Origin of the sequence: Flavobacterium sp. LPB0248 (genome assembly GCF_013388355.1) — a bacterium.
GTDB lineage: Bacteria > Bacteroidota > Bacteroidia > Flavobacteriales > Flavobacteriaceae > Flavobacterium.
In genome coordinates this window covers 238,994-265,893 of record NZ_CP058246.1, presented here as the reverse complement: position 1 = coordinate 265,893, position 26,900 = coordinate 238,994, and the positions used below count along the sequence as shown (strand labels likewise).

The window sequence follows — 26,900 nt, the reverse complement described above, 5'->3', positions numbered from 1 at the left end:
TCTTAAACCATGAAAAAAAATGCCTTAGAATTTATTTTTGCAGGTTTGTTGTGTTTCACTTTTATAGGATGCATAAACGCACAAACCAAAAAGAAGCCTAATATCATTATGGTAATTTCTGATGATACTGGCTGGGGAGATTTAGGAGTTTACGGTGGCGGAGTCGGACGTGGAATGCCAACACCAAACTTGGACCGAATGGCCAAAGAGGGAATGCAGTTTTGGTCTTTTTACGGACAGCCAAGCTGTACTCCAGGAAGAGCTGCAATGCTAACAGGACGTATTCCAAATCGAAGTGGGATGACGACTGTTGCTTTTCAGGGGCAAGGAGGCGGATTGCCAAAAGAAGAATGGACATTGGCTTCGGTACTTAAAAAAGCCAATTATAAAACCTATTTTTCAGGAAAATGGCACCTTGGAGAAGCAGACTATTCTATGCCAATAGCCCACGGTTTTGATAAAATGCAGAATGTAGTGCTTTATCATTTAAATGCTTATACGTATGCTTTTCAATCTTGGAATCCAGAGATGTCTCCAGAAATGTTAGCGTTTTTTAAAAAAGTAACCACTGGTATACTTGAAGGTGAAGCAGGCGGAAAAGCGCGTGAAGTAAGCAAAGTAACTGAAGATAATATTGCCGAGCTAGATATGATGATGGTAGAGAATAATTTGAAACAACTCGATGAGTATGGAAAAAGCAAAGACCCTTTCTTTATGTGTATCAACTTTGCTAAAAACCATCAGCCTAATCTTCCTTCCAAAGAATTTGTTGGCAAATCGCCAGGTAAGAGCAAATATTCTGATGCGGTTGTAGAGATGGATTACAATGTAGGGCGTATCATGGATAAGATTCGTTCTTTAGGTATTGCTGATAATACTATCGTTATATACACAGTAGATAATGGTGCTTGGCAAGATGTGCATCCTGATTCTGGATATACTCCTTTTAGAGGTACAAAAGGAACCGATAGAGAAGGAGGTAGCCGTGTACCTGCAATTGCTTGGTGGCCGGGACAAATTGAAGCAGGAAGCCAAAGCCATGATATTGTAGGCGGACTAGATCTTATGGCAACATTTGCAAGTCTTGCAGGTGTAGAACTTCCTAAAAAAGATAGAGCAGGTGTTGATATTGTATTTGACAGTTATGATATGTCTAATGTATTATTTAAAAAAGGAACACCACTTCGCGACAAATGGTTTTATTTTACTGAAGCAGAATTATCTCCAGGAGCTGTGCGTATTGGAAAATTCAAAGCAGTATTTAATACTCGAGGAGATAATGGTGCTATTGCCGGAAGTGATGCACCTGGACAGCAGCTTGGTTGGAGGGGAGATGAAAGCTATGTAGCGACAGTTCCTGCAATTTATAATTTATGGCAAGATCCTCAAGAGCGATACGATCTATTTATGAACAGCTGGACAGAGAAAACATGGACAGCTATCATTTTTAATCAAGCTATTGCCGATTTGATGAAAACATACGCTAAAATACCTCCAAGAGCGCCTCAGAGTGAAACTTTTACTGGAGAAATGCAGATAGAACGTTATAGAACAATCGAACAAGTGAAAAAAATGATGAATGAAAAGAAAGTTGATCTTCCGCCTTTAAGTGTCGATACTAAGTAATAACTAAAAAGGTAGATAGGCAAATCGTCTATTTTAAAAGTTTATATAATGAGCAAAACCATGTCCTTTTCAAGAAAAAGACATGGTTTTCTTTTTCTTCTCAGTTATGCGTATATTTGAGAGAATAAAAAAATAGTAGCCATTATGAAGAAAATAGGATTTTTATCATTTGGGCATTGGTCTAATCATCCATCATACAAGACTCGTACAGCAGCAGATACCTTGTTGCAGTCTATCGATTTGGCAGTTGCAGCTGAAGAAATAGGAATAGATGGCGCTTATTTTCGTGTGCATCATTTTGCGCAGCAGTTAGCTTCACCTTTTCCTCTACTTTCGGCGGTTGGTGCTAAGACGAACAAAATAGAGATTGGAACAGGTGTAATCGATATGAGGTATGAAAACCCGATGTATATGGTTGAAGATGCTGGAGCTGCCGATTTGATATCGGAAGGACGTTTACAACTAGGAATAAGCAGAGGATCGCCAGAACAAGTTATTGATGGTTGGCGTTACTTTGGCTACGAACCGGATGCAGGTGAAACTGATGCCGATATGGGCCGTAAGAAAGCTTTAGAATTTTTGGATAAATTGAGTGGAGAAGGATTTGCAGAACCTAATCCATACCCGATGTTTCCGAATCCACCAGGATTGTTGCGTATTGAACCACATTCTGAAGGATTGAGAGAACGAATCTGGTGGGGAGCAGCCTCAAATGCAACAGCAATCTGGGCAGCCGAAAACGGAATGCATCTTCAAAGTTCTACGCTTAAATATGACGAAAATGGCAAGCCGTTTCATGTTCAGCAGGCAGAACAGATAAGATTATACAAAGAAGCTTGGAAAAAAGCAGGACATCAGCGTGAAGCGAGAGTTTCTGTAAGCCGTTCGATTTTTGCATTGGTCAACGATCAGGATAGGTATTACTTTAGTGGACAAGCTAAGGGCAATGATAGTTTCGGATATATCGAGCAAGATAAAAGAGCAATCTTTGGTAAAAGCTATACGGCTGAACCTGATAAATTGATCGAAGAATTAGCCCAAGACGAAGCGATTCAAGAAGCAGATACATTGTTGTTGACTATTCCAAACACTTTAGGTGTTGATTATAACATACATATTTTATCGTCTATTTTAGAACACGTTGCGCCTGCATTGGGTTGGCGATAATTTTAAAATAATATACACAGAAAAACCTCAAATAGTACTATTTGAGGCTTTTTTTTCCAATGAAATATTCCTTAACGCAATAAAAAAATCATTCCGTAGGAATGTCTGGTCGGTAGAAATTTGAATTGCGTTGGTACGTTCCATGGGAACGTCTGATTAATGATCAAACATATTGTTTCCGCTGAGCAGGTGTCCCTAAGGGACACTATGCATAACAATATCATTTTCTTTTCTACCGATCAAATATTCCTAGCGGAATATTGAATATTAGAACGGGGAAATTTTATTTTTCATTTTGGAATGCTCCCCTTATTTTTTGGCGATGAGATATTCCTAATAGAATATTAGATATTGGAACTGAGGGAATTTAATTCTCATTTTGGAATGCTCATCTTATCATTTTGATAGGTATTTGTGTCATGATAAAAAATGAATTTTCTTCAAATTACTGATAATTAAGGTGTTGTTTTTGTTTTTAATGTTTTGGCATGTGCTTTGTTTTTGCTGATGAAAATTAGAACCAAAAAACAATAACATGAAAACAGATAAAACGCGAAGCAAAAAAATTACAAAAGAATATGTATCCAATAAATCAAGGGAAAATAAAGACCAGTTTATTAATGTAATGGTTTTTAGCATTGTCTTTTTTATAGCTGTTTTTCTGCTAGCTCAAATGGTGTAAACTACGCATATGAATTTTACACTTTTGACTATTATTAATAAATGAAATACAGCAGAAATGAAAATTATAAATCCCATAATCAATCCAAATATAAACCTGACAAAAAAGAGCTTTTTCTCTATTTTGCCCCCAAATAATAAAGCAGTTTCATCTGATCAAGAGGTTGAATCTCCAATCGATTTTATAATTGAAAAAGCCAGATCAATCCATACTTTTTGGATCAAGCAAATTTACGAAGTTACATTATCATCTGCCATAGCCCGCGGAACAGGTATTTCAGGTCGTTCACCAGAATTTCTAGAAAAGAAAATGAATACAGGAGAAGCCGTTATTGCATTTGCTTCAGATGGAAGATGGGCGGGTTTTTCTTTTATTTCTTCTTATGAAAATGGTCAGTATGTTTCAAACTCTGGTCTTATTGTAGCGCCCGAATTTCGCCATACCGGTCTTGCTAGAAAAATTAAAGACAAAATATTTGAACTCAGCCGCGAAAAGTATCCCACGGCCAAGATATTCAGTTTAACTTCTGGTCTTGCAGTAATGAAAATGAACCACGAATTAGGATTTCAACCCGTTACTTTCTCAGAATTAACATCAGATAACACGTTTTGGGAGAACTGTAAATCCTGCGTGAACTGTTCTATTTTAATGAGCAAAGAAAGAAAAAACTGTTTGTGCACCGCCATGCTTTATGATCCTGACGAAGAAAAGAAAGCTGGATAAATAACACTTATATTAATTTCTATTGGCATCATTTGCTTGTCTGATTGATTTTGGATCGGTCAGATTAAAACGATAAACAAAACTCAGACGATATCTCGCCGCATTCGGAATACTATTTTCCTTAACAACATAATCTGTTCCTGTTGTAATGCTTTTGTTCTGACGAAGGTTAAAAGCATTGCTGACATCAAAAACTATTGTGGCTTTATCCTTTAGCAAAAGTTTACTAAATCCGAAATCAATTGATTGTAAAGCTTCAGTTGTAGTTTGCGCATTACGTTTTGCACCTCGAAAGTTATAACGGCCTTGAAAACTAAACTTTGCAGGAAGTTTGATCTGGGTGCTCAAACGTCCTGTGAAGCTTTCGCTGCTATAGTCAAGATTTTCATCTTTATAATTTCCTTTTTGTTTAAAACGGTAAAAGTTCATCTCAGCATTAATCTGTAGCCATTTTAACGGATTGTATAAAGTGGATAGTTCGATTCCGCTTCGTATTTCATAATCAATATTAATGGGCGTGGTGATAAAAATATCGTTTTGACGATACGTAAAATCCTGAATATATCCCTTTTCATATTGATAATAAATAGAAGGATTCAGAGTAAAGGTTTTCCAAGTTTTAAGGAACGCCATTTCAAATGTATCTGTATAAGAAGGATTCAAATCGGGGTTTCCAACGTATTGTGCATTTAAATCTGTGACTTCATTAAAAGGATATAAATCATATAAATACGGACGTCTAATGCGTTTGCTATAATTTAACTGCAAAGTCGAAGCATCAAATTTATAGCTTAGATTGGCAGTCGGGAACAGCTTGTTATAGTTTTTTTTATCGTTATAAGCGTTTTCTGCATCTTTGATAGATATATCGGTAAACTCAGTTCTCAGACCCAACATATAATTAAACTTTTTGATTTTGTCGCTAAATTGGGCATAAGCGCCCGTTATAGTTTCGCTGTAATCTAGATTATTATCAATATTCTGATAAACCACCCAATCATTATGCTGCTGTTCTTCTGCCAAATAATCGCTAGAAACTTTTCTGATTTCAGTTTTTATTCCAAATTCTAAAACCGAAACGCTGTCAATAGGCTGTACAAAATCAGTCTTGGCAAGAAAATCTTTGCTGTTTCCTACTGAACTTGTTCTAATACCTGGATAAACCAAAGGATTTGGCTGTAAACGCTGCGTAGAAAGATCCCATTTTTTATCACTGTTCCACCAGTCATATTGAACATCAACAGTCCATTTTTTTTCTTTTTGTTTGAAAGTTCGGGTATAATTAAATTCAAATTGGCTGTAATCTCGTTTTTCTAAAGATTTTCCATGTCTTGTCAAAATACTGTCTGACACTGTATTCCCAAGATCACTATCATAATTATACATTAAGTTGGTTTTGTCATTGTCATGAGTGGCATTCTTTAAAAAAGCGGCAGTTATTGTCTGATGTTCATTAATAAAATAATCGGCACCCATGTAGAGCAACTTGCCATCATCATGTCGGTCTTCATTCTGCACACGATTCATGTAATTAGGGGAGGTATTCATATCCGTCACTTGATTAGTGGTATACAAACCAACATAATCGCTCGAGCGAATACTGAAATTCGAAAAAATATTGATTTTATCCGATTTATAGTTGATGCTCGGATTAAGACGACTGTCATTTGGTGAACCAGCTACGAGACGTACCTGACCACTAAATCCGCTTTTTTTGTTTTTCTTTAAAATGATATTGATAATTCCCGCAGAACCTGCAGCATCATATCGGGAGGATGGATTCGTAATAACTTCAATTCGCTCAATTTGATCGGCGGCAATTTGGTCAAGCGCATTGTTCTGAGTAAGTCCCGATTGTCGGCCATTAATCAATATAAGAACATTGCTGTTACCACGAAGACTTACTGCTCCAGACGGACTTACCGCGACCGAAGGAACACCATTTAAAACATCATGCGCAGAACCATTTTGCGAGAGTACATCTTTACCAACTTCAAAGACTTTTTTGTCTAATTTTAAACTGATATTCGATTTTTGACCATTAATTTCCACTGCTTTTAATTGTACAGCATCGGTAATTAAATGGATTGTTCCTAAATCAATATTTGGTTTTCCAGATGTGATATTTATGGGCTGACTATAATTTTGATATCCTGTAAAGCTAAAGAAGATTGTTAATTGTCCCGTCGAGGTTAATTCTAAACTGAATAATCCATTTTCATCGGTTATTCCAGTCATTATTGTTTTTGAAGCATTGTCCTGTATGGTTACTGCAACATAAGGCAAAACTTCTTTTGTTGTATGGTCCTGAACTTTACCAGAAATAGAAGTTTGTTGTCCTATTCCTAAAAGGGGACTAAAAAGAATTAAAGTTTTGATTATTAATTGTTTCATGATTGATTGATTTTGATTGATTTTTCAGTACAAGATTACTTTATAAAATAGAATGCTGCTTTTTAAAACATGCGAACGGCTCTATGAGCTTTTAAAATGCATTTCTCAAATCGATATTTATTTTATCTTTATCTTATGTATAAATCTGTCTTTTTTACTGTTTTATGCCTTCTGCTGCTTACGTCGTGTAAGCACTATAGAGAGTACATTACATCCGACGTGACCTACATGGTTGATTATGATCATAAACAGCATGATTGGGATAATTCCAACTTTAAATTTCAAATAGACCTTGAGATTGAAAAACGTCAACATAAAAACGAACCTTTAGGACTTCAGGTTAATGCTTTTGGTGCTTTTGATGTGTATTGGGACGGAGTTTTGGTGGGAAGAAATGGACAGATGGCAAAAGATGGCCGTGCTGAGGTGCCAGGAACAGAAACAACTTATTATCAAATACCAAAGAAACTGTCTTACGGAAGAAAACACACTGTTACCTTAATCGGTACGCAATCGTACTTTCGTGATGCAGAGCGTGAAATTCATGTGAAACTCGAAAGCTATTTACGGCTTCATCGAGCACCGCTTGTTGTACTATCTTTTATGAATATTATGGCTGGCGCTTTCCTCATTGCATCGGTTTACTATTTTTTTCTTTATATCAACAGTGCCAAAAAAGAATTAACGGTTCTACTTTTCGGAATAATCTGCCTGCTTTTCTTTTTTCTGTTAATTCTAGAATACGTAAAATTTTATGTAGATATTCCATATAATCATTATTATACCCGCTTAAAAATTATTGGTTGGCTGACTTTAGCTATTTCATTGCTCATACCTTGGTATTTTATGCTGCAGTTTGAGTTTAAAGGGAAAAAACTGTTTTTATTTCTTTTATTACTCACTCTTTTAGGAGTTTATATTGGCTACTACGGTCATTATGATACTTCTGCAGCTTATTTTACTATTACGGCTCGTATTTTTTCGTTGGTGATCGCAATCGATGCGGCAATCCGAAAAGTAAAAGGAGGTCTTATTGTTGTCGCAGGTTTACTAGCAGGCGTGGCGGTTAATTATTTTATGTTTTACGATTTTGGATTGTTTATCGCTTTTACCATTTTGGTATTATGCATGCTTTATCTACATACAATACGGACAAAAGCAATAGAGGAAGCTCATAATGCATCCTTGATGCTCTCTTCAAGATTACAATTAGAATTAATCAAGAAAAATATTCAGCCGCATTTTCTCCGCAATACGTTAACTTCATTAATTGATTGGATTGAAGAATCTCCAAAAAAAGGAGTTGTTTTTATTCGTGCTCTTGCAGAAGAGTTTGATATTATGAATGATATTGCCGAAGACACTCTAATTCCCATCAGAAAGGAAATTGATTTGTGTCGAAGGCATTTGGAAGTAATGTCTTTTCGTAAAGAAATTTGTTATGAATGGAAAGAAAACGGAATTGACGAGAACGAAACCATTCCGCCAGCAATTTTTCATACCATTATAGAAAACGGAATTACGCACAGCCTTCCTCCAAAACAAGGATGTATTATTTTCTCTCTAAGTTTTATCAAAGAAAAACATTTTAAACAATATACTTTGTTGACGTTTGCTCAAAATCGGCATACTAAAAAAGAGCGTCGAATGGGAACTGGATTTAAATATATCGAAGCAAGATTAACAGAGAGTTATGGCACCAATTGGTCTTTTGATTCTCATGCAGTAGAAAAAGGCTGGGAAACAACGATTAAAATTTCCAATTAAAAATGAAAATACTAATAATTGAAGACGAAGCCCGTATTGCAAAACGGATAGAAAGAATGACACGTGAATTCTTTGATAAGGACGTGCAAATTCTTCTTGCAGATTCTCTCGAGAATGGATTAGTCACAATTGAACAGCATTCAATTGATTTGCTTTTATTAGACTTAAACCTAAATGGAGAAGATGGGTTCGAAATTCTGCAGACTTTCGTTGCTGGTCCATTTCAGACCATTATCATTTCGGCTTATACAGATAAAGCAATAACGGCTTTCAATTATGGCGTGTTAGATTTTGTTCCCAAGCCTTTTGATCAAAACAGATTAAATCAGGCTTTTACGCGTTTTACAACTCAAGGAAAACAATCAGATGGAGATGTTCGTTTTTTGGCAGTCAGAAAAGGAAAAACATTTCGACTTGTTCCAATTAATGAAATTTTATACATCAAAGGAGCAGGAATTTATACCGAACTACACTTATCAAACAATAAAATAGAGCTGCACGATAAATCGCTGGAAGCCTTAGAAAAATTGCTTCCAGAAACATTTGAAAGAATCCATAAATCCTATATTCTCTGTTGGGAACAAGCAGAGAAAATTGTCGTTGAAACAGGAGGCAAGTACAGTATGCAGTTAAAGAACGGTGATTTATTGCCAATAGGCCGTTCTAAGTATAAAGAGATTAAAAGTAAATTGATATGAGAAACAAAAAAAGTAATGCAAAAAAAGCATTAACAAATAAAAAAATAGCATTTTTATGCATAACATTTATATCTAGCTTTATCCTCTGAAAACAGCATTCAATACTTTCTTATTTACAAATTGCCAAATAATGATTACAACCAAACGACTTATAATAAAACCTTATAAACTAGAAGATTCTGAGAACTTTTTTAATATTTTGTCTAGTAACAAAGAACATTTGTTTGATTACTTTGCTAACATGATAAAATTGAATGATAGTTTGGAGTCGACCAAAAAGTATTTCGAGCAGAAAGATTTGGATTGGAAAGAGAATAAAAGTTATGCCTATGGAATATTTAAAAAAGAAAGCAAGGAACTTATAGGACATATATCTGTCAGAGAAATCGATTGGAAAATACCTAAAGGTGAACTTGCCTATTTTATTTTTAAGCAACACAATGGCAATAATTATGCTACCGAAGCATTGACTGCGTTTAAGAGCTGGTGTTTTGCCTCAAAGAAATTTAATAGACTTTTTATGAAAATTGCTGAAGAAAATACAGCAAGCATTAAAGTTGCAGAACGTTCAGGATTTGTGTACGAAGGACTTTTAAAGAAAGATTACAGAAAGAGAGAACAAGATTTAATAGACATGAATATATACGGATATACAGAAGATTTGACACTCGAAAGAACTAATTCTCAGAATGCAGATTTTTCAAAATTGATTGTAGAATTGGATGCCAATTTAGCAAGTAGAAATGGTGAGATGCAGGAATACTTTAATCAATTTAATAAATTGGACAGTATCAAGCATGTTATTATTGCGTATGTCAATGGTACTGCAGTGGGTTGCGGAGCTATAAAACAATTTGATGCAGAATCTGTTGAGGTAAAACGTATGTTTGTTTCTGAAGAATTTAGAGGAAGAAGCATTGCCAGTAAAATTTTGAATGAACTTGAAAACTGGGCAAAAGAATTGGGTTATGTATCTACCGTTTTGGAAACCAGTAATGTGCAGGTCGAAGCAGTGAGACTATATACTAAAAGTGGTTACGCAGTTACTGAAAATTATGGACAATATGCTGGCATCGAAACTAGTATTTGTTTTAGAAAAGAATTAGAATTTTAAGTAAAAACAACTTCGATGTTTTTATTAGCAAATAATAAAAAGCATCGAAGTTGTATATTTAATTTTTTCCGGCCCAAATTGTTTTAAAGTCTATACATTATAGAGCATCCCAAGATGCGCTTGGATAATAAATAGAACTTGTTACCGGAGCTGTCCAATAATCTTGACTTCCGCCACGGAAAGTGTGTAGACTTACAGCATTTACATTTCGCTTAGAATCGTTCGTTACCCAGCGAATTTTTTCGTTCAATATCTCTGTTCCATTTACGTAATATTTAACGTATCCGTCTGTATTAGAACCTGTATTCAACTTCACAGATATTTGACAATTATATGTCACACCTTCTTGAATATAGTATTTTTTACCAAAGTCATTTCCATATTGTCCTGGTTGATCTCTGTAATACACATAAGGCTGAAGGTAAGCACCGCTTCCTTTTGCACTGTTAGATCCACTAGGGCAGTACCACATAAATCTAGCACTTCCGCCATTTCCGTCCCATGCTGCATCACCTCCTGTATTTTGGTCACCAATTAAGATTCCATATCCACATTTTCCGCCTCGGCTCCAGTAGAATCCGTTGTTAAATTTCATTTGGAACCAAACAGTATAAACACCTGTAGACCAAACGCCGTATGACGTGCATAAACCGCCAGGACAAGATAATGTATTGGTTTGTAATGTAATGGTTCTTGCTCCGGCTGTTCCTTTAGCTGTTGTACTGCCTTCAAGCGGTGCATTAGCAGAGATGGTATCTTTGTTAGCAAGCTGCTGTGCTTCTTTTTTAGCAATTTGTTTTCCATTTAAATCTTCTTGTTCCTTTTCACAGGAATTAAGTACCAATGCTGTAATAAATAGCACGCTGGTTAATTTTAAAAAATTCTTCATTTTTTAGTTTTAAGGTTAGTAAACGATTAATAGTTAGTAATAATAGATAGTAGATTGCGGTATTTGGGAACCGAAAGTGTAAAATTGAAGAATATAAATTTTAAGAAGGGGTAATAAAGTACGTTTTTACGTACACAGAAATACAAAGGGTATTTTTCTTATGTTTTTGGGAGAATTCTTAGCTTTATTTTCTTTCGAAAAGCCTCGTCGAATTAAAGAGTTTGTTGCAAATAGCTGTAGTCTAAAATTTTATACGAATGAAAAGATTCTTTTTATTAAATTTATGTAGTTAATATCTCATAATAAAAAAAGTTCTTTTTTAAGAGAAATCTTTTTTTGGAAAACGATCTTAGTTATAAGGATTTTAAATACGAAAAATATCGGTAAATAGATTTTGTCTATTTTGAAAGTAGTATTTACAATCCACAGCCCTAATTTTCTCTTTCATTAGTTTGTAATTTAGTAAAAAATAAAATATTTCAACTATGGATAATCAATCAAATGACATCAGCAAATGCCCTTTTCATAACGGGAGCATGGATAAGCAAGCAGCTTCAGGAACGAAGAATCGTGACTGGTGGCCTCAACAGTTAAAGTTAAATATCCTGAGACAAAATTCAGTATTGTCAAATCCGCTGAATACGGATTTTAATTATGCAGAAGCGTTTAAAAGCCTAGATCTTGAAGCTGTAAAGAAAGATTTACATGCTCTTATGACTGATTCACAAGATTGGTGGCCTGCCGATTTTGGTCACTATGGCGGACTTTTCATTAGAATGGCTTGGCATAGCGCGGGAACTTACAGAGTGCATGACGGGAGAGGAGGAGCTGGAGCAGGACAACAGCGATTTGCACCTCTTAATAGCTGGCCTGATAATGTGAGCCTTGATAAAGCAAGAAGACTGCTTTGGCCAATAAAACAAAAGTATGGACAAAAAATTTCATGGGCCGATTTGCTAATCTTAACAGGAAATGTTGCTTTGGAGTCAATGGGCTTTAAAACATTTGGTTTTGCAGGAGGACGTGCCGATGTATGGGAAGCAGACGAATCTGTGTACTGGGGATCTGAAACTACTTGGCTTGGTGGCGATGAACGTTATAAAGATGGTTCAGAAGGTGTTCCAAAAGATCATGGTGTGGTTTCATCAGATGATGATGCAGATGGAAATATTCACAGTAGAAATCTTGAAAAACCTCTTGCAGCAGTGCAGATGGGACTTATATATGTAAACCCAGAAGGGCCAGACGGAAATCCTGATCCGATTGCAGCAGCCAAAGATATACGAGATACTTTTGGACGTATGGCAATGAATGATGAAGAAACGGTAGCACTAATCGCTGGCGGACATACTTTTGGTAAAACTCATGGAGCTGCTTCATCTGATCACGTAGGTAAAGAACCAGAAGCTGCAGGCTTGGAATTGCAAGGTTTAGGATGGAAAAACAGTTATGGTTCAGGAAAAGGTCCAGATGCAATTACGAGCGGACTTGAAGTGACTTGGACAAAAACGCCAACACAATGGAGCAACAACTTCTTTGAAAATTTATTTGGTTTTGAATGGGAACTTTCTAAAAGTCCAGCAGGTGCGCATCAATGGGTCGCAAAAAATGCTGAAGCAATTATTCCAGATGCTTTTGATCCTAATAAAAAGCATTTGCCAACAATGCTTACAACCGATTTATCGCTAAGACTAGACCCAGCTTACGAGAAAATATCACGTCGATTTTTTGAAAATCCTGATGAATTTGCAGATGCTTTCGCTCGCGCATGGTTTAAACTGACACACCGTGATATGGGGCCAAGAGCTCTTTATCTTGGATCTGAAGTGCCTGCAGAAGAATTGCTATGGCAAGATCCTATTCCAGAAGTAAATCATACACTAATTAATGATCAAGATGTAGCTCAGCTGAAAGAGAAAATATTAAATTCTGGTTTAAGTATTTCTCAGTTAGTTTCAACAGCTTGGGCTTCTGCATCTACATTTAGAGGATCAGATAAACGAGGCGGTGCAAACGGTGGACGCATAAGACTTGCACCACAAAAAGACTGGGAAGTAAATAATCCTGCGGCATTAAAAGTGGTTTTAGATAAATTAGAAGCTATTCAAAAAGAATTTAATGACGCGCAAAATGGAAAAAAAGTTTCATTAGCCGATTTAATTGTTTTGGGAGGTTCTGCAGCTGTTGAAAAAGCGGCTAAAGATGCTGGAGCTTCAGTTTCTGTTCCTTTTTCTCCAGGACGTATGGATGCTTCTGCCGAGCAGACAGACGTTGAATCTTTTGGCTATCTTGAACCGAAAGCGGACGGTTTTAGAAATTATAGAAAAACAAAATCATCTGTTCTAACAGAAGAACTTCTTATAGATAAAGCAAATTTATTGAATCTTACAGCACCAGAATTAACAGTGCTTTTAGGAGGACTTCGCGTTTTAGATATCAACGCGGACGGAAGTAAAAATGGTGTTTTTACTACTCGACCAGGTCGCTTGACAAACGATTTCTTTGTAAATCTGCTAGATATGAATACCCAATGGCAATCGGTTTCTAATGATCAGGAACTTTATGCAGGAAATGATAGAGGCACCGGACAGCCTAAATGGATTGGAACACGTGCTGATCTTGTTTTTGGTTCAAACTCAGAATTAAGAGCAATTGCAGAAGTATATGCAGCTTCTGATGCACATGAGAAATTTGTTCATGATTTTATTGCCGTATGGACTAAAGTGATGAATCTAGATCGATTCGACTTAAAGGCTTAATACAGTAGAAGCAATAAGTTAATAATAAGAACTGCCCCTGATAGCTAAACACTATTTAGGGGCAGTTTTTTTTGAGATGAATTTTTTCAAATAAGAATTACATTATTGTTTTATAAGCTTAATGGTTTTTGTATTCGTTCCATTGCATATTTCGGCAAGATATATTCCTGCACTAAAGTTATTTTTTAGTATTATGGCCGACGTGTAATTTGATTTGACAGTATCTATTTTTCTTCCCAATATATCGAACAGATTAATATAAATAGCCTGTGTTTCATCTCCTCCAATGATGTTTATCTGAAATTCAGTTTTTGTTGGATTTGGCGATGCATTAACTATAAAATCATCTATTTGATGTTCTGAAATTTTTGTTGCAGTATTTTTTAAAGACAAAGTAGCTTCGCATGAGCCTAGATGACAGCCATGTGCTAAATGTGCTGACACAGCATTGGTAGAAATGCAAAGACTTTTATTGTTCGTATGGCATATTAGTACTTTTTTTGCACCACAGCTAATATCGATTACTTTTATTTGTTTTGTTATGGTAATATAACAGCCTTTTGCATCAGTAATAGTTACGCTGTAATCGTGAACTCCCGGTGTTGACGGATTAATAGAAATAGCATCTGTTGTAGCTCCGTTACTCCACAAATAAGTAAAAGGTGCTGTTCCATTTGTAGGCGTTGCGTTCAATGTTAAAGAAGAAGGGCCATATCCTAAGTAAATAATATTAGCGTCTCCTCCCGGATTTACAGCATATACATCTGGAATGAGAGCCGCAATCATATTATTGATGGTTACTGTTGAGGTGTTAGTACTATTATTTCCTGCGTTATCAGTAACGGTCCATGTTATAACGGATGTTCCTACGTTAAAATTTCCACTTGCATCTAATCCATTTCCGTTTCTTGTAGTTGCACCTGTAATTGTATAAGTAACGGTATCAATTGTACAATTATCGGTAGCAGTTGCTGAAGGGATATTGTAATTTCCGCTTGATTCATAACAAAGAACAACAGAAGCAACTGAGTTTACAGTTGGTTTTTGTGCATCCGTAACCGTCACCGTTTGCGAGGTTGTGGCGGTATTGCCATTTTCATCGGTAGCAGTCCATATTACAGTTGTTGTACCATTTGGAAATAATGCTGGTGCGTTATTGGTAATACCTGTTACAGCACAATTATCGGTTACTATTGGTTGAGTTAACAGTAATGTCGCACCACACTGATTTTCGTCATTTGAGAGCGTTATGGGTGCAGGTATTGCAAAAACAGGCTTTTCTGTATCATTAATCGTAATAGTAAAAGAAGTCGAACTATTATTGCATCCATCGGCTGCTGTCCACGTAACAGTTGTAATTCCTTTATTAAAAACTTTATTGGCTAATGTAGTATTACCAGTAGCAGAGGTTGCTCCAGTAAGCAAATAGCTGTAAGCAACGTTACTGCAGTTGTTTAATGCGGTGATGTCAAATTCATTGGCTTGTGCTGTATAGGTAGGCAAACCCGTATTAGTGTTAGTAATAATATTTGACATTTCAGGCAGATAGAGTACTGGTTTAACTTGACCGTTGAATGAAAAGTCATCAATACCCACTAAAGAAGTTCCAGAGGTTCTGTTTGATCCGTACCAGTATAAACGCAATGTAATCGGGGTTTTGATATTGGTCAAAGGGCTTAAGTCATAAGTAAGCAAAGTTGCAGCAGTTCCAGTGAAGGTTTGAGGTGCCGTAATATCACTTGTAAAACCGTCTATGCTGGATCTTATAACAAATGTGCTAGGATCAGAAGCGTTTCCTTTTCTAGCCGTAAATTGAAGATTAGAAAAATCTATTTTATAGCCATTTTTAGGTTGAAGTTTGAACTCAAAATACTGATCAGGATTAAGTGAAGTAGCAGGATCTGAAGCATTTGTTTTGCTGGTCCAGCCATTTAGTAAAACACGACCACTAATTACGCCTGCTGTATTGAGGCCACCGATAGTGCCATAATAAAAATTTGGTGCCGCATTTTCGTCACTGATTATATTAGGATTTGTGGTGTTTCCTGCCGTAATAGGCGCGATAAATTCAACATTATTTCCAGTGAATGTGTTTCCCCAGATTTGTACAGGCGCACTAGTATTATTCAGCTCAAAAATTTTGATGTCATCATGATAAATAATTCGTGTCATAACATTAGGAGGATCAGATGTAATAGACTGTCCGGGACGATACAAGCCCCATTTCAAATATCCAGAAGGATTAGCTTCAGGAACATCCTGATTGAAAGTTTTAAAGTTGCTTACCTGCCACGCTAAAGTATATTCTGTCTGACCCGGTAACCTGTAATAAACCTTATAATAACCCGTATTATCGGTTGTCATTTTTGCATCAATCCTAAAATCAATCCATTGATTGATGTAAGGACGAAAATCATCTATGATAGACGGTTCAATATTGTCGTTAGGTATACGGAAGGTAATGCTATTGCGTTTTGCGCTTAAGTACCATGCAGGATTTTCTCCTCCACTTTGTTTGCCTTGAAAAATAATATCGCCATTTTGGGCCATTCCCGCAGTATAAGATTCCCAATCTTTCAGTTGCAAACTCACTTCAAAACGACGTTCATCTCCAGGATAATATTTTCCATCTGCAAACATTTGAGCTGTAGCTGCCTCGCTTCGCCAATGGTTATCAGAAAAATATCCCGAATCTCCAATGGTTACGCGATGAGCTATAGCATAATTGCCAGTTCGGCCAGGACTTACTAAATATTCCGCATCACTAGCAGTGGCGTGTGTTGTAGTCAAGTTTGAAATTCCAGAGTTTACTGTACCACTTTCATAGTCAACAGTAACAAGGGTATCGGTAATCGTTGCAGGAGGTGTGGGTGGTGTTGCAATTAAAGAGTTAGAATACACGATATCATCAACATATAGTATAGGCGCCGATGATCCTGCTCCCACATTCAGCAAATTCATACTGTTAATATTAGAGCCTTGCGGAAGAAAACCAGTTCCAGGGTCAGCATTGGTAAGTACTTTAGTATTATCGATCCAGATGTCAAAAGTTCCTGCAGCAAGGTTATGAGTAGTTAAGTTAGACGCACTTCCAGTTGTATAGGAAGTTTCAGCATTGCTATTGTTCATAAAAAATTTCAGAACATAAACCTGACTTTTATTTATTGTAACCTGCGAAAGTCCTGCTGTTGTATAGTTTGGACTTGTCGTAGACGAAAGCCAATCAAGGCTTATTGCGGTGGGAGTAGGAGACAGTCTTAAGGCGGCAAATGTTTGCGGTAAACTTATTCCGCTACCGTTGGTAAAATTGCTGCCATTGCCAAAATAGATTAAGAATCTGCCATTAGTTCCTGATGTAATGTTGATCTTGCATTCAAACGCAGCAACGGCTGTAGCTGTAAAAGGACCCAAACCAAATTTTGCGCCCGATACGGTTGTACCACCATTCATTTTAAGTTCGGCTCCCGAACCTCCTGCCAAATTAGAAGAAGTGAGTTCAACAATACCTTCAGTAGTAGACGAAGCTCTTACACTAGCAGTACCTCCACCAGCCGTTGGTGAAGGCAAATAAGTTGAACTATAAGCAGTAGATGTGTATGGCATCGAGGCGGTAATGCCAAAGTTGTATTCCCAATTGGAATTTTGTGCTTTACTTTCTAATAAAGAAAATACACAAAGTAAAACAAGTAAACTTTTTTTCATAATAAAGCGGTTTTGGTTGAGTTAGTAAATCAGCGATTTTTGGCTAGATTGTATTTTCAAGCCAAAGAAAAGCTTGTTGTTTTTATAGAAAATATGTTTTAATGTTCGTTCTTAATTCGATAAAGCTGTTTTTGTAAGTTCAATTTTTGATTCAGTGCTGTATAGAAATTCATCAGTGCTATATTTTTAAAACAAAAAATAAGGTTTCTTAATTTGATGAATGTTTGATGTAGCTAAGTTAAATGCGGTGATGAAAATGATATTTCAAATTCGATTATAAATGTTTTGAATTTGTGTAAACGTCTATTCTTATCAAGTGAATTTTTCATTTGACAGAAGTTGTCTTGGTTCATTATAAAATGAGACTGGTGCATCAATCAAAACAGATTAATGCACCAGCTATAGAAATTATTCGTTTGAAGGTTTTCCAATAGTAGCTAGAATTCCGCCATCAACGTAAACTACGTGTCCGTTTACAAAATCACTAGCTTTTGAGCTTAAAAATATTGCTGCGCCTTGTAAATCTTCAGGATCTCCCCAGCGTCCAGCAGGAGTTCTTCCCATAATAAACTCGTTAAACGGATGGCCGTTTACACGAATTGGTGCGGTCTGACTTGTAGCAAAATAACCAGGGCCAATTCCATTAGTTTGAATGTTGAATTTAGCCCATTCTGTCGCCATGTTTTTAGTTAGCATTTTCAAACCTCCTTTTGCCGATGCGTACGCACTTACAGAATCTCTTCCCAGTTCGCTCATCATAGAACACATATTAATGATTTTTCCGCCACCACGATTGATCATTCCTTTAACCACATTCTTAGAAACAATAAAAGGACCCGTTAAATCTACTTTTATAACCGCTTCAAAATCGGCAACTTCCATTTCGATAATTGGAGTTCTTTTGATAATTCCAGCGTTATTGATTAGAATATCGATTGGACCAACTTCAGCTTCAATTTTGTTGATTGCTGCTATTACGGCGTTTTCGTCAGTCACATCAAATAAATAGCCATATGCCTCAATTCCTTCTGCTTTATATTCTGCAATTGCACTGTCTACAGCTTCTTGCGAAGAATGATCGTTTACCACAATTTTTGCGCCTGCATGTCCAAGACCTTTCGCCATTGCCATTCCTAATCCGTGAACTCCTCCTGTAATTAGCGCTGTTTTCCCTGTTAAATCAAATAAGTTAATTGACATTTTTTTGTTTTTTGGTTAATAGTATTCTTAATTATTTTTTTGTTTTTGATGCTTCTTTCACATTTACAATCAAAGGATTTTGAAGTTCCTGATTGAAATGATCCAAATAATCCTGCCATTGTTTAGAATTGGTTATTTGCCCTGCTTTATCCCAAGCAGCTCCAGAATAATAAACAATAGGTTCGTTATTTCTTACTGAAGTTAGGGTAAGCAATTGTTCTTTATCTATCCACATTTTTTGGGCAGGAGTGCTCAATATTGCACCGACAGCTGTAGTTCCTTCTTTTTCAAAAGTGGGTTCCCAATAACTCATAATTCCCTGTTGTTCGTTTAAGCCAATTATGCCTTGCTTATCACGTCTTATAATCCCAACCACAACAGGTAAAGGGTTTTTATCGTCAAAAGTGTATACGTTTTCAATGCGATTTAATTGCGATCCGGCATCAATAGATATGGTTTTTGTAGCCTTCACTTTAATTCCGCCAGCATTCCAGCTGTCATAAATCAATTGAAAAGTCGTGCGAAGCGGACCATTATCCAATATTTTCCATTGGTGATAATTTCCAGAATAACGAATAGTATCTTTTACAAAAGGAGCCATGTTTCCTGCACCCAAAGTATAGCCAACATGATAGTAATCAAGTCCGTCCCCGTGATCGATATGATAATCATTGCGTTTATAACGGTCATTTAAAACCAATTTAGAAGTATTTTTTACCCATACGTCAAAACCATAAGCGTCGCCTTCTGTTTTTTCTAAAGCTTTGCCATATGCGCGAAAAGCGATTTTATCATTTTCCCAAGCAAAATCGTCCAATCTTTCAGGGACAAATCGAGCAAAAGTTTTAGAAGCGAATTTTTCTGGTTTTCCCTTTTGAATGAAAAGCTGCAACGAACTCTTTGCTTTAAGATTTATTTGAACCAATACATTCTGAATGGCAGATTGTCCTTTGTGCTCTAATTGAAATGGAATTTGCTTTTTTGTTTTAGGATCAATGATTAAAAAATCGGCAGTATCAATCTGCGGATAGAAGAGAAGAATGTCTTTCCATTTTATGGCTGTCACCGTTTCTTTTCTGTCTAGAGCAGAATGGTTTGTAATGGTAATGCTAGCCTTGTTTTGAGCAATTAATGCAGAAGGTAAAGCACAAAACAGTAAGATAAAGTGTGAAAATTTCATGAGATTTGTTTTGAATATTTTTTGAATGAATAGGTTCAGTTAAGGCATAGATTGGGCTGTCCGACTTGTGATTTTTTTGTCAGATACTTTTTTATGAATTTTTAAAAGTTGATTTTAAACCTTGTTGAGGTTTTTAAAAGCTATGATGAACTAAGGAAATTTTGCATTTATAGAGTTAGTTATGTTGTTGTAAGTTATTCTTTTGTGTTTTCTAATCGGGCTAAATATTCGCTTGGCATACAGCCATAATGCTGTTTAAATGCTGTCGAGAAATAAGAGGGCGAATTAAAACCGCACATGTAGGTTATTTGAGCAATTGTATATCGTTTGCTTTGCATTAATTCTACAGCTTTCTTAAAACGGATTCGTTTAATAAAATCCATTGCTGATTCGCCCGTAATTGCTTTTAATTTGATATAAAGATTCGAGCGGCTCATTCCGATTTCACGGCTGAAATGATCTACCGTAAATTCAGAATCTGCCAAATGATCTTCGACAATTCTAATAGCTTCTTTTAAAAATTCTTCATCTAAAGTATTGAATGCAATGTTCTCTGGAACCATTTCTTTTCCAACAGAATAGTATTCTTTTAATCGTTTACGAGAACGCAATAAATTGGTGATTTTTGCAGCCAATAATGGCGTCGAAAATGGTTTTGTAATATAATCATCGGCACCCATCTCAAGACCTTTTATCTGCTGGCTGGTTTCATTTCGCGCCGTTAAAAGCATCAGCGGAATATGCGATGTATTAATGTTCTGTTTTACACGTTTGCAAAAATGCAAACCATCCAGTTCGGGCATCATTACATCGCTAATAATTAAATCAAAAGGATTAATTTCTAATAAATCTAATGCCATCTGACCATTGTACGCAACCGTTACATCGTAGGTTTTACTAAAATAATCCTGCAGATAATCTAGAATTTCCTTGTTATCATCTACAATCAGTAATTTCACTGGCTGATTGCTGTCTATTGCTTCATTTTCTTCTTCTATTGTATTTTCATTATCCAATTCATTATCAGTAACAATAGACAAATCGTATAATGATTCTTCTATTTGCTGATCGTTTTTGTAAACCTGATCCAAAATCGGAATGGCAACTGTAAAGGTGCTTCCTTGTTCTTCGGCACTTTCAGCGATAATTTCGCCATGATGCAATTCGACCAAACGTTTTGTAAAAGCCAAACCAACACCAGAGCCCAAATTCATTTCGCGGTTGTTTACTTGATAAAAACGATCAAAGACTTTAGATAAATTCTCCGCACTAATTCCGACTCCCGTGTCAGCGACTTTTATTTGTACCGTATCGTTTTTCTTCAATAATTCCACATGAATACTTTGTCTTTCTTTGGTGTATTTAAAAGCATTAGACAAGAGATTGAACAAAATTTTCTCCATCGCATCTTTATCAAAAAGAAATATAAGCTGCGGTTCGGCGGAGTGGAAAGTATAATGAATGGTGTTTTTTTCTGAAAGCGGTTTAAATGATTCAAAAATTTCTTGTGTAAAACGAACAATATCACTTTTGCCCACTTTTAGCGGACGCGTTCCCATTTCTGTTTTTCTAAACTCAAACAGCTGATCGACCAAATTGTAAAGACGTTTGGCATTAATGAACATTAATTCATGTTTCTTTTTGGTGATTTTATCTGCAAAAGGCATTTTTAATAATTCTTCTAAAGGTGCTAAAATCAAGGTTAAAGGCGTTCTTAATTCATGTGATACATTAGTAAAGAAGTCCATTTTGATTTGGTTGATATAACTCACTCTTTCCTTCTCAATTCTTTCCAATTTTAGCTGCTGTTCGGCTTGAATTCTTTCTTTAATGATTTTAAAACCGATATAAACTGCTGTACCAATAATAACCAACAATAACAATGAAAACCATATCGTTTTGTACCAAGGCGGAAGTATTACAATTTGCAAACTTCTAACAGCACTCATTTCACCATTTGGACCAACAGCTTTTATCTGAAAATTATATTTTCCTGCAGATAAATTGCTGTAGCTTACCTTCAATTCATCTGTTCTTTGCCAGTCTTTATCAACGCCTTCCAGTTTGTAGAAATAGTATGTTCTATTGGAAGAAATATAATTGAACGTATTAAAAAAGATGCTGAATTGCTTGTATTCTGGTCCGATTTCCAATTCTTTAACTTGATCAATATGCTGTTCCAAAATATCAGTTTCATCGCCTACAGCAACGGTTTTATTGAGAACTTCTAGAGCTGTAAAACTCAACTTTAAAGGAAGTGGACTTTGTTTTACCATAGACGGGTAGAAGTACGAAATTCCTTTTATACCGCCAAAAAGCAACATTCCGTCTTTAGCCTTGCAGAAGGCATAATCGTTAAATTGCTTGTTCTGTAAACCATCACTTTCGTCAAAAGTCTGCACAGAGCCTTTGTCTGGATTAAACTTAATTAATCCCGTGTTGGTAGAAATCCATAAGTTGTCTTCGTCTGGAATTATGCCGTAAATCGTTTCTTTGAAGAAATCTTTTCTAGCTTTAAAACTAATAAACGATTCCTGCGTTTCATCGTATAATCGCAAGCCTTCTCGCGTTCCAATCCAGATTCTGTGTTTTTGATCTTCGGTAATGCAGTTTACAATATCATCGCTTAATTTTCCGTGGCCAATAGTGCCAAATAATTGTGTTTCTGGATAAAAAAGCGTTACGCCGTTGGTAGTGCCAATCCAGATTCGTTTTCTGCTGTCTTCAAACAGAAAAGTAATATCGTCAGAAGCGGGTCTTTTTCCAGCTTTATCCAAATGAATATGGGTAAATGTTTTGGTTTCGGGATGAAAATGATCCAATCCAGATCGTGTTCCAACCCAAATTCTGTCTTTAGAATCTTTCAGTAAACTATAGACCAAATCTCCTGATATACTGTTCGGATTGTTTTCGTCGTGGCGAAAGCGCTGCACCAAACCCGTATTCGGATTCAAAATATTCAATCCGCCGTTATGCGTTCCCACCAAAACATTTCCGTTATTGTCAAATTCAATGGCTTTAATATTGTTCGAACTTAAACTGTTCGGATTGTTTTCGCTATTGGAATAATAACTGATGGTATTGGCATTTTTGTTCCAGTAATTCAATCCTTTATCGTTGCTTCCAATCCAGAAATTGCCTTTAGTATCTTGTTTGATAACGCCAATAACTTCATCGTTTAAAGATGGTTTTCCTGAGTTTTGGCTTAAAAGATTAAACTTAATATCGTTTTTATGATAATAGTTCAAACCTCCGTAATAGGTTCCCAACCAGATTCCGTTTTGTTTGTCTCTAAAAATACATCGAACCGAATTCTGACTGATGGTATAAGGCTGTGAAATTTGGTGTGAATAATTGTTGAATGAGTTGTTTTTAAGATTATAAATACTCAAACCTTTAAACGTTCCAAACCATAAATTTCCTTCGGTATCTTTATTAATGCATCTAATGTTATTATCGGCAATGCTGTTGTTTCCGGCATGATGAAGGAGAGAAGTAAGGACTTTGTTCTGTGCATTGTATTCAATTACACCTTCGCCTTCTGTAGCGATCCATAATTTTTTTCCTTCGATAAAAACATCATTAATATAAGGTTTTTTTGAAGTCAGATTTATTTTTGAAAGTTGATGAGATTGTGAATTCAACTGAAAAAGGCCAACATCTGTACCCAATAAAATCTGTTTTTGCCAAATGCCGATGTATGCGATTTTTTTGATTTCATGCGAAGAAGCATTAAACTTTACCGGAACAAAATTCTTTTCATTTGGAGAAAGCACAAAAACATCTCCTGCAATAGAAGAAGCCCAGATTCTATGCTGATTGTCTTCGGTAATGGCAGAAATGTACCATTCGCCAATATTTCGCGGAAGCGGATAATTGATAAAACTATCCGTATTGTAATTGTAAACACTAATGCCTTGATTGCCGCCAACCCATAATTGTCCTTTATGATCGGTAAACAAACTTCGAATGTAATACGATTGCAGGCTGTTTTTAACGTCTTTTATTGGGCGATATACTTTAAAACCTTTACTATCATAACGATTTAATCCGTCTTGTGTTCCAATCCAGACAAAACCCAAGGTATCCTGCTGAATGGCAAAAACAGAACTTTGCGACAAGCCTTTATCGACCGAAATGGTTCGGAAATAGCGGTCTTGCACTTGGGCATAACTTTTCGCACTGAAAAGAGTTATGTAGAAAAACGTAAAAAGGATAATCGTTTTCTTCATAAAGGTTTGAATTATAATTTGTTGTTTGTTTTTACTGAATGTTTAAATTTAAACAAAAAGCAAACACTTTTTATTCTTAATTTTTGTCATATTTAGCGACATCTGGCAATTCGTCTATCGCTTCTTGTCGAATTACTTTAGCATGATCAATTTCAAGCAATAAAGAACTTCCATCGATGTTTGGCATGTATTTTTTTCCTTCAAATTGAATTGGCAGATTTCCATAACTAAACATCGATTTTACTGCGTTTCCTGAAATTTGTAATGCTGCCGGTTTTTCTCCGTTTAATTGTGCTTTTATATTCCAATCTCCCACTTGTAAAGCTGTAATTCCATCTTTGTTAGATAGTGTTTTATTGACTTCTGTTTTCCCATCTTTAATTTGGATGATGGTTAAGAATCTAAATTTTTGTTTTGGCTGAGAGGTAACTCCTGCATGCCATTGATCTTTAAAATCTTTAATTTCTCCTTCGTCATTGGTCACTTTATTCCAGTTTACAGCAGCTTCAAAAAATTGATTGTGTACAGCCATTTTTAATGGACTTTCAGCATAAACATTGGCTGTAACATTTCCTAAATCTGTTGTGACTGCAAATTGCTGCTGATTTGAGTTTTCTGAATTTTGACCTTCAATTGTGTAATAAGGGCAATGAAACTGAGTTGTCCATTTTATTGGAGTTTTCGCTTCTAATTCATCATACAAAACAATATATCCGCCTTCTAATTGCAGCATATGTCTTCTGTACAAGGTTACGCCAGATTCTCCGTAACCGTTTTCTTTGCTCGGAACTACTTTGATCTGTTGAAATCTATTCAACCAAAATTCACTTTTAATTTCGCCATACGCATTGCTGGCATCTCCTAAAGCATATTGAATGCGTTTTCCAGCAATCGCTCTCGGAATCCATCCGTAACCTTCTTCACCAATTTTCTGATTTAAACTGTCAGCTAAAATGGTGTTGTACGCTTTTGTAGATCGATAATCGAGAAGATTGTGTTTGTCACTGAAATTGCTGTAATAACCCGTTCCTCCAAAAATTACTTTTCCTTTATAATTGATGGTAAAGGCATTTTGCGAAGCGTGCCCATGTCCAGAAGAACCAAACGGACTGCTGAACAAATAACTGCTTAGCGTTTTATCGGCGTTTGCTAAATCTTCGTGCATTGCGACAATACCTACATCTCCAAATTTGCGTGTTTTTGGTAAAACAGAAGGTGAGGAAGCAGGCAGATTTCGGTTAGGTTTATAATTTAAAAGTCTGAAAAGAAGATAATCGTCTGTACCGTGATAATATGAAGGATAATCTCTTTTTATTCCGTCAACATACCAATTTAAATACGGATTGTCCATTTTATAAGTAAGCGCATCTGCAAACCAAGCTTCGCCTTTTACTATATACGGAATATTCTCCCACATATCACCAATAGCAGTGCTTGCCGATTTATTAGGATGTGTATAAAGCATATAATAAGGCAGATTCTGCATCCAAGGCAGTTTGAAATAATCGACTCCGCTAAAATCACCAAACATTTGAGACAGATAAATAATCGATTTAAAGTTGACTCTAAAATAGCCGTTTCCTTCATGCCAGCCGCCATCTGTTGTGCCTAATACAGGAAAACGTGCCGACCAGACTTCATACAAATACGTAAGCCATTCTTTTGCTTCAGGAACATCATTTATAACCGCAACAGTTGCAATAGTAAGATTTCGCATGGTAATCTGCCAAACGTGATTGTCGCTTACGTGCAATTCAAAGCGATTAGGCAAATGATCGTAAACTCTTTTGGCTCTCAGTTTAATGATGTTTTTAAAAAGTTCTTTTTCCTGTGGAGATAAAAACTCATAACCTGCATCATAAAACCATCCTAAAGCTTCGAGTACAGCACCTCCTGTAAAGTCATCGCCTGTTGCTAGTCCGTCAGGATTCATGTTGGCAATGTTTATCGCTCTGCGTTTCGCATCCAAAATAAAACGCTCGTCTTTAGTAAGCTGATAGGCAATGCATAAATTGCGAACAGGAGTTCCAACAGCATCTCCAAAACCATGATACATTCGCTCAATAATGATCTTTTTCTCTAAAGGATTTTTGCCCGTTGTATCAATAACACGTTGTGGTTTCTCAGTTGGAAGCGGCGCCAGCATCAATTTTTCCGCGAAAGCGATAAACTTTTTCGCCTCGGGATTATTCAAGTTGTTGCGATAAAAATCGTCGCCAATAGTACGAATATCCCACAAAACTGGATGTGCTCCTTCATTTCGTTTTAAAACTTCGGTTACTGGCGGAGAAACTTTTTCGTTTGCATATTTTGCATCAATTACAAAATCGTAAGTGGGTGACCATGTCCATTGATTACTGCTTTTTAGGGCATAAGCATATTTCCAATACCATTTTCCAGCATTTAATGCTTGATGCAGAGGATAAACTGCCCAACGCTGTTCGGCGCTAGCAATTACATTTTTGGTAAAGTTTTTATCGCTGGCAAGCATCACTTTATAGCGTACGTTGCCAATATTTGGATCTTCTTTAACATCACTGCCGCTTTCCATTGGTTTCACCATTTCTTTGCCATTAGTTCCAGGCCAGAGAAGAGCGGGAGCGTTTGTTGGAACCGTTACACCATTTACAGGATACGGCCATTCGCGTACTCTGGAGTGCAGTTTTTCGGCGGTTAACTTTATGACAGCCTGCTGTTTCTGACTGAAAACAGAGAAGGCTGCCAAAAGTAACACTATTGTATATGTTTTTTTATTGATCATTTGTTT

The 26,900-nt window shown here is 36.2% G+C and carries 15 protein-coding genes; 8 read left to right on the top strand and 7 right to left on the bottom strand.

The window, feature by feature from the left end; genetic code table 11:
• Positions 1-9: 9 nt before the first annotated feature.
• From LPB248_RS00980 to LPB248_RS00965, 4 genes are all read left to right on the top strand, one after another.
• Entirely contained in the window at positions 10-1,626 is a 1,617-nt protein-coding gene (locus tag LPB248_RS00980; RefSeq protein WP_177209750.1) for an arylsulfatase, read from the top strand.
• Positions 1,627-1,770: 144 nt separating this feature from the next.
• Positions 1,771-2,793 carry an LLM class flavin-dependent oxidoreductase gene (locus tag LPB248_RS00975; RefSeq protein WP_177209749.1) on the top strand — a complete coding sequence of 341 codons (1,023 nt, stop codon included), beginning with the start codon at positions 1,771-1,773 and terminating at the stop codon, positions 2,791-2,793.
• A 535-nt stretch (positions 2,794-3,328) separates the two neighbouring features.
• Positions 3,329-3,475 (top strand): hypothetical protein, encoded by a 147-nt coding sequence (locus tag LPB248_RS00970; RefSeq protein WP_177209748.1) that lies wholly within the window; start codon positions 3,329-3,331, stop codon positions 3,473-3,475.
• 57 nt (positions 3,476-3,532) lie between these two features.
• A complete protein-coding gene (locus LPB248_RS00965) occupies positions 3,533-4,198 on the top strand; it encodes a GNAT family N-acetyltransferase (RefSeq protein ID WP_255462979.1) in 666 nt (221 codons plus the stop codon).
• Positions 4,199-4,210: 12 nt separating this feature from the next.
• On the opposite strand, the gene LPB248_RS00960 is transcribed toward LPB248_RS00965, so the two are convergent.
• Positions 4,211-6,592 carry an outer membrane beta-barrel protein gene (locus LPB248_RS00960; protein WP_177209747.1) on the bottom strand — a complete coding sequence of 794 codons (2,382 nt, stop codon included), beginning with the start codon at positions 6,590-6,592 and terminating at the stop codon, positions 4,211-4,213.
• A 228-nt stretch (positions 6,593-6,820) separates the two neighbouring features.
• Here LPB248_RS00960 and LPB248_RS00955 point away from each other — a divergent pair, with 228 nt between their 5' ends.
• The 3 genes from LPB248_RS00955 (at position 6,821) to LPB248_RS17115 (ending at position 10,171) form a co-directional block, all read left to right on the top strand.
• A complete protein-coding gene (locus tag LPB248_RS00955) occupies positions 6,821-8,359 on the top strand; it encodes a histidine kinase (protein WP_255463060.1) in 1,539 nt (512 codons plus the stop codon).
• 2 nt (positions 8,360-8,361) lie between these two features.
• Positions 8,362-9,057 (top strand): LytR/AlgR family response regulator transcription factor, encoded by a 696-nt coding sequence (locus tag LPB248_RS00950; protein WP_177209745.1) that lies wholly within the window; start codon positions 8,362-8,364, stop codon positions 9,055-9,057.
• Positions 9,058-9,187: 130 nt separating this feature from the next.
• A complete protein-coding gene (locus LPB248_RS17115) occupies positions 9,188-10,171 on the top strand; it encodes a GNAT family N-acetyltransferase (protein ID WP_177209744.1) in 984 nt (327 codons plus the stop codon).
• Between the two features lie 97 nt (positions 10,172-10,268).
• Here LPB248_RS17115 and LPB248_RS00940 read toward each other — a convergent pair whose 3' ends face one another.
• Positions 10,269-11,060 carry a polysaccharide lyase gene (locus tag LPB248_RS00940; protein ID WP_177209743.1) on the bottom strand — a complete coding sequence of 264 codons (792 nt, stop codon included), beginning with the start codon at positions 11,058-11,060 and terminating at the stop codon, positions 10,269-10,271.
• Between the two features lie 485 nt (positions 11,061-11,545).
• Here LPB248_RS00940 and katG point away from each other — a divergent pair, with 485 nt between their 5' ends.
• Positions 11,546-13,819, top strand: coding sequence for a catalase/peroxidase HPI (gene katG, locus LPB248_RS00935; protein WP_177209742.1), 2,274 nt, complete (start codon positions 11,546-11,548; stop codon positions 13,817-13,819).
• A gap of 102 nt (positions 13,820-13,921) precedes the next feature.
• Here katG and LPB248_RS00930 read toward each other — a convergent pair whose 3' ends face one another.
• The 5 genes from LPB248_RS00930 to LPB248_RS00910 form a co-directional block, all read right to left on the bottom strand.
• Positions 13,922-17,521 carry a heparin lyase I family protein gene (locus LPB248_RS00930; protein ID WP_177209741.1) on the bottom strand — a complete coding sequence of 1,200 codons (3,600 nt, stop codon included), beginning with the start codon at positions 17,519-17,521 and terminating at the stop codon, positions 13,922-13,924.
• A 408-nt stretch (positions 17,522-17,929) separates the two neighbouring features.
• Complete coding sequence (locus LPB248_RS00925) at positions 17,930-18,721, bottom strand: gluconate 5-dehydrogenase (RefSeq protein ID WP_177209740.1); 792 nt, start codon at positions 18,719-18,721, stop codon at positions 17,930-17,932.
• 31 nt (positions 18,722-18,752) lie between these two features.
• Positions 18,753-19,901, bottom strand: a complete 1,149-nt coding sequence (locus LPB248_RS00920; RefSeq protein ID WP_177209739.1) for a DUF4861 family protein — start codon at positions 19,899-19,901, stop codon at positions 18,753-18,755.
• A 194-nt stretch (positions 19,902-20,095) separates the two neighbouring features.
• On the bottom strand, positions 20,096-24,133 hold the full coding sequence (locus tag LPB248_RS00915) for a two-component regulator propeller domain-containing protein (protein ID WP_177209738.1): 4,038 nt from the start codon (positions 24,131-24,133) through the stop codon (positions 20,096-20,098).
• Positions 24,134-24,209: 76 nt separating this feature from the next.
• Positions 24,210-26,894 (bottom strand): DUF4962 domain-containing protein, encoded by a 2,685-nt coding sequence (locus LPB248_RS00910; protein WP_177209737.1) that lies wholly within the window; start codon positions 26,892-26,894, stop codon positions 24,210-24,212.
• Between the last annotated feature and the right edge of the window lie 6 nt (positions 26,895-26,900).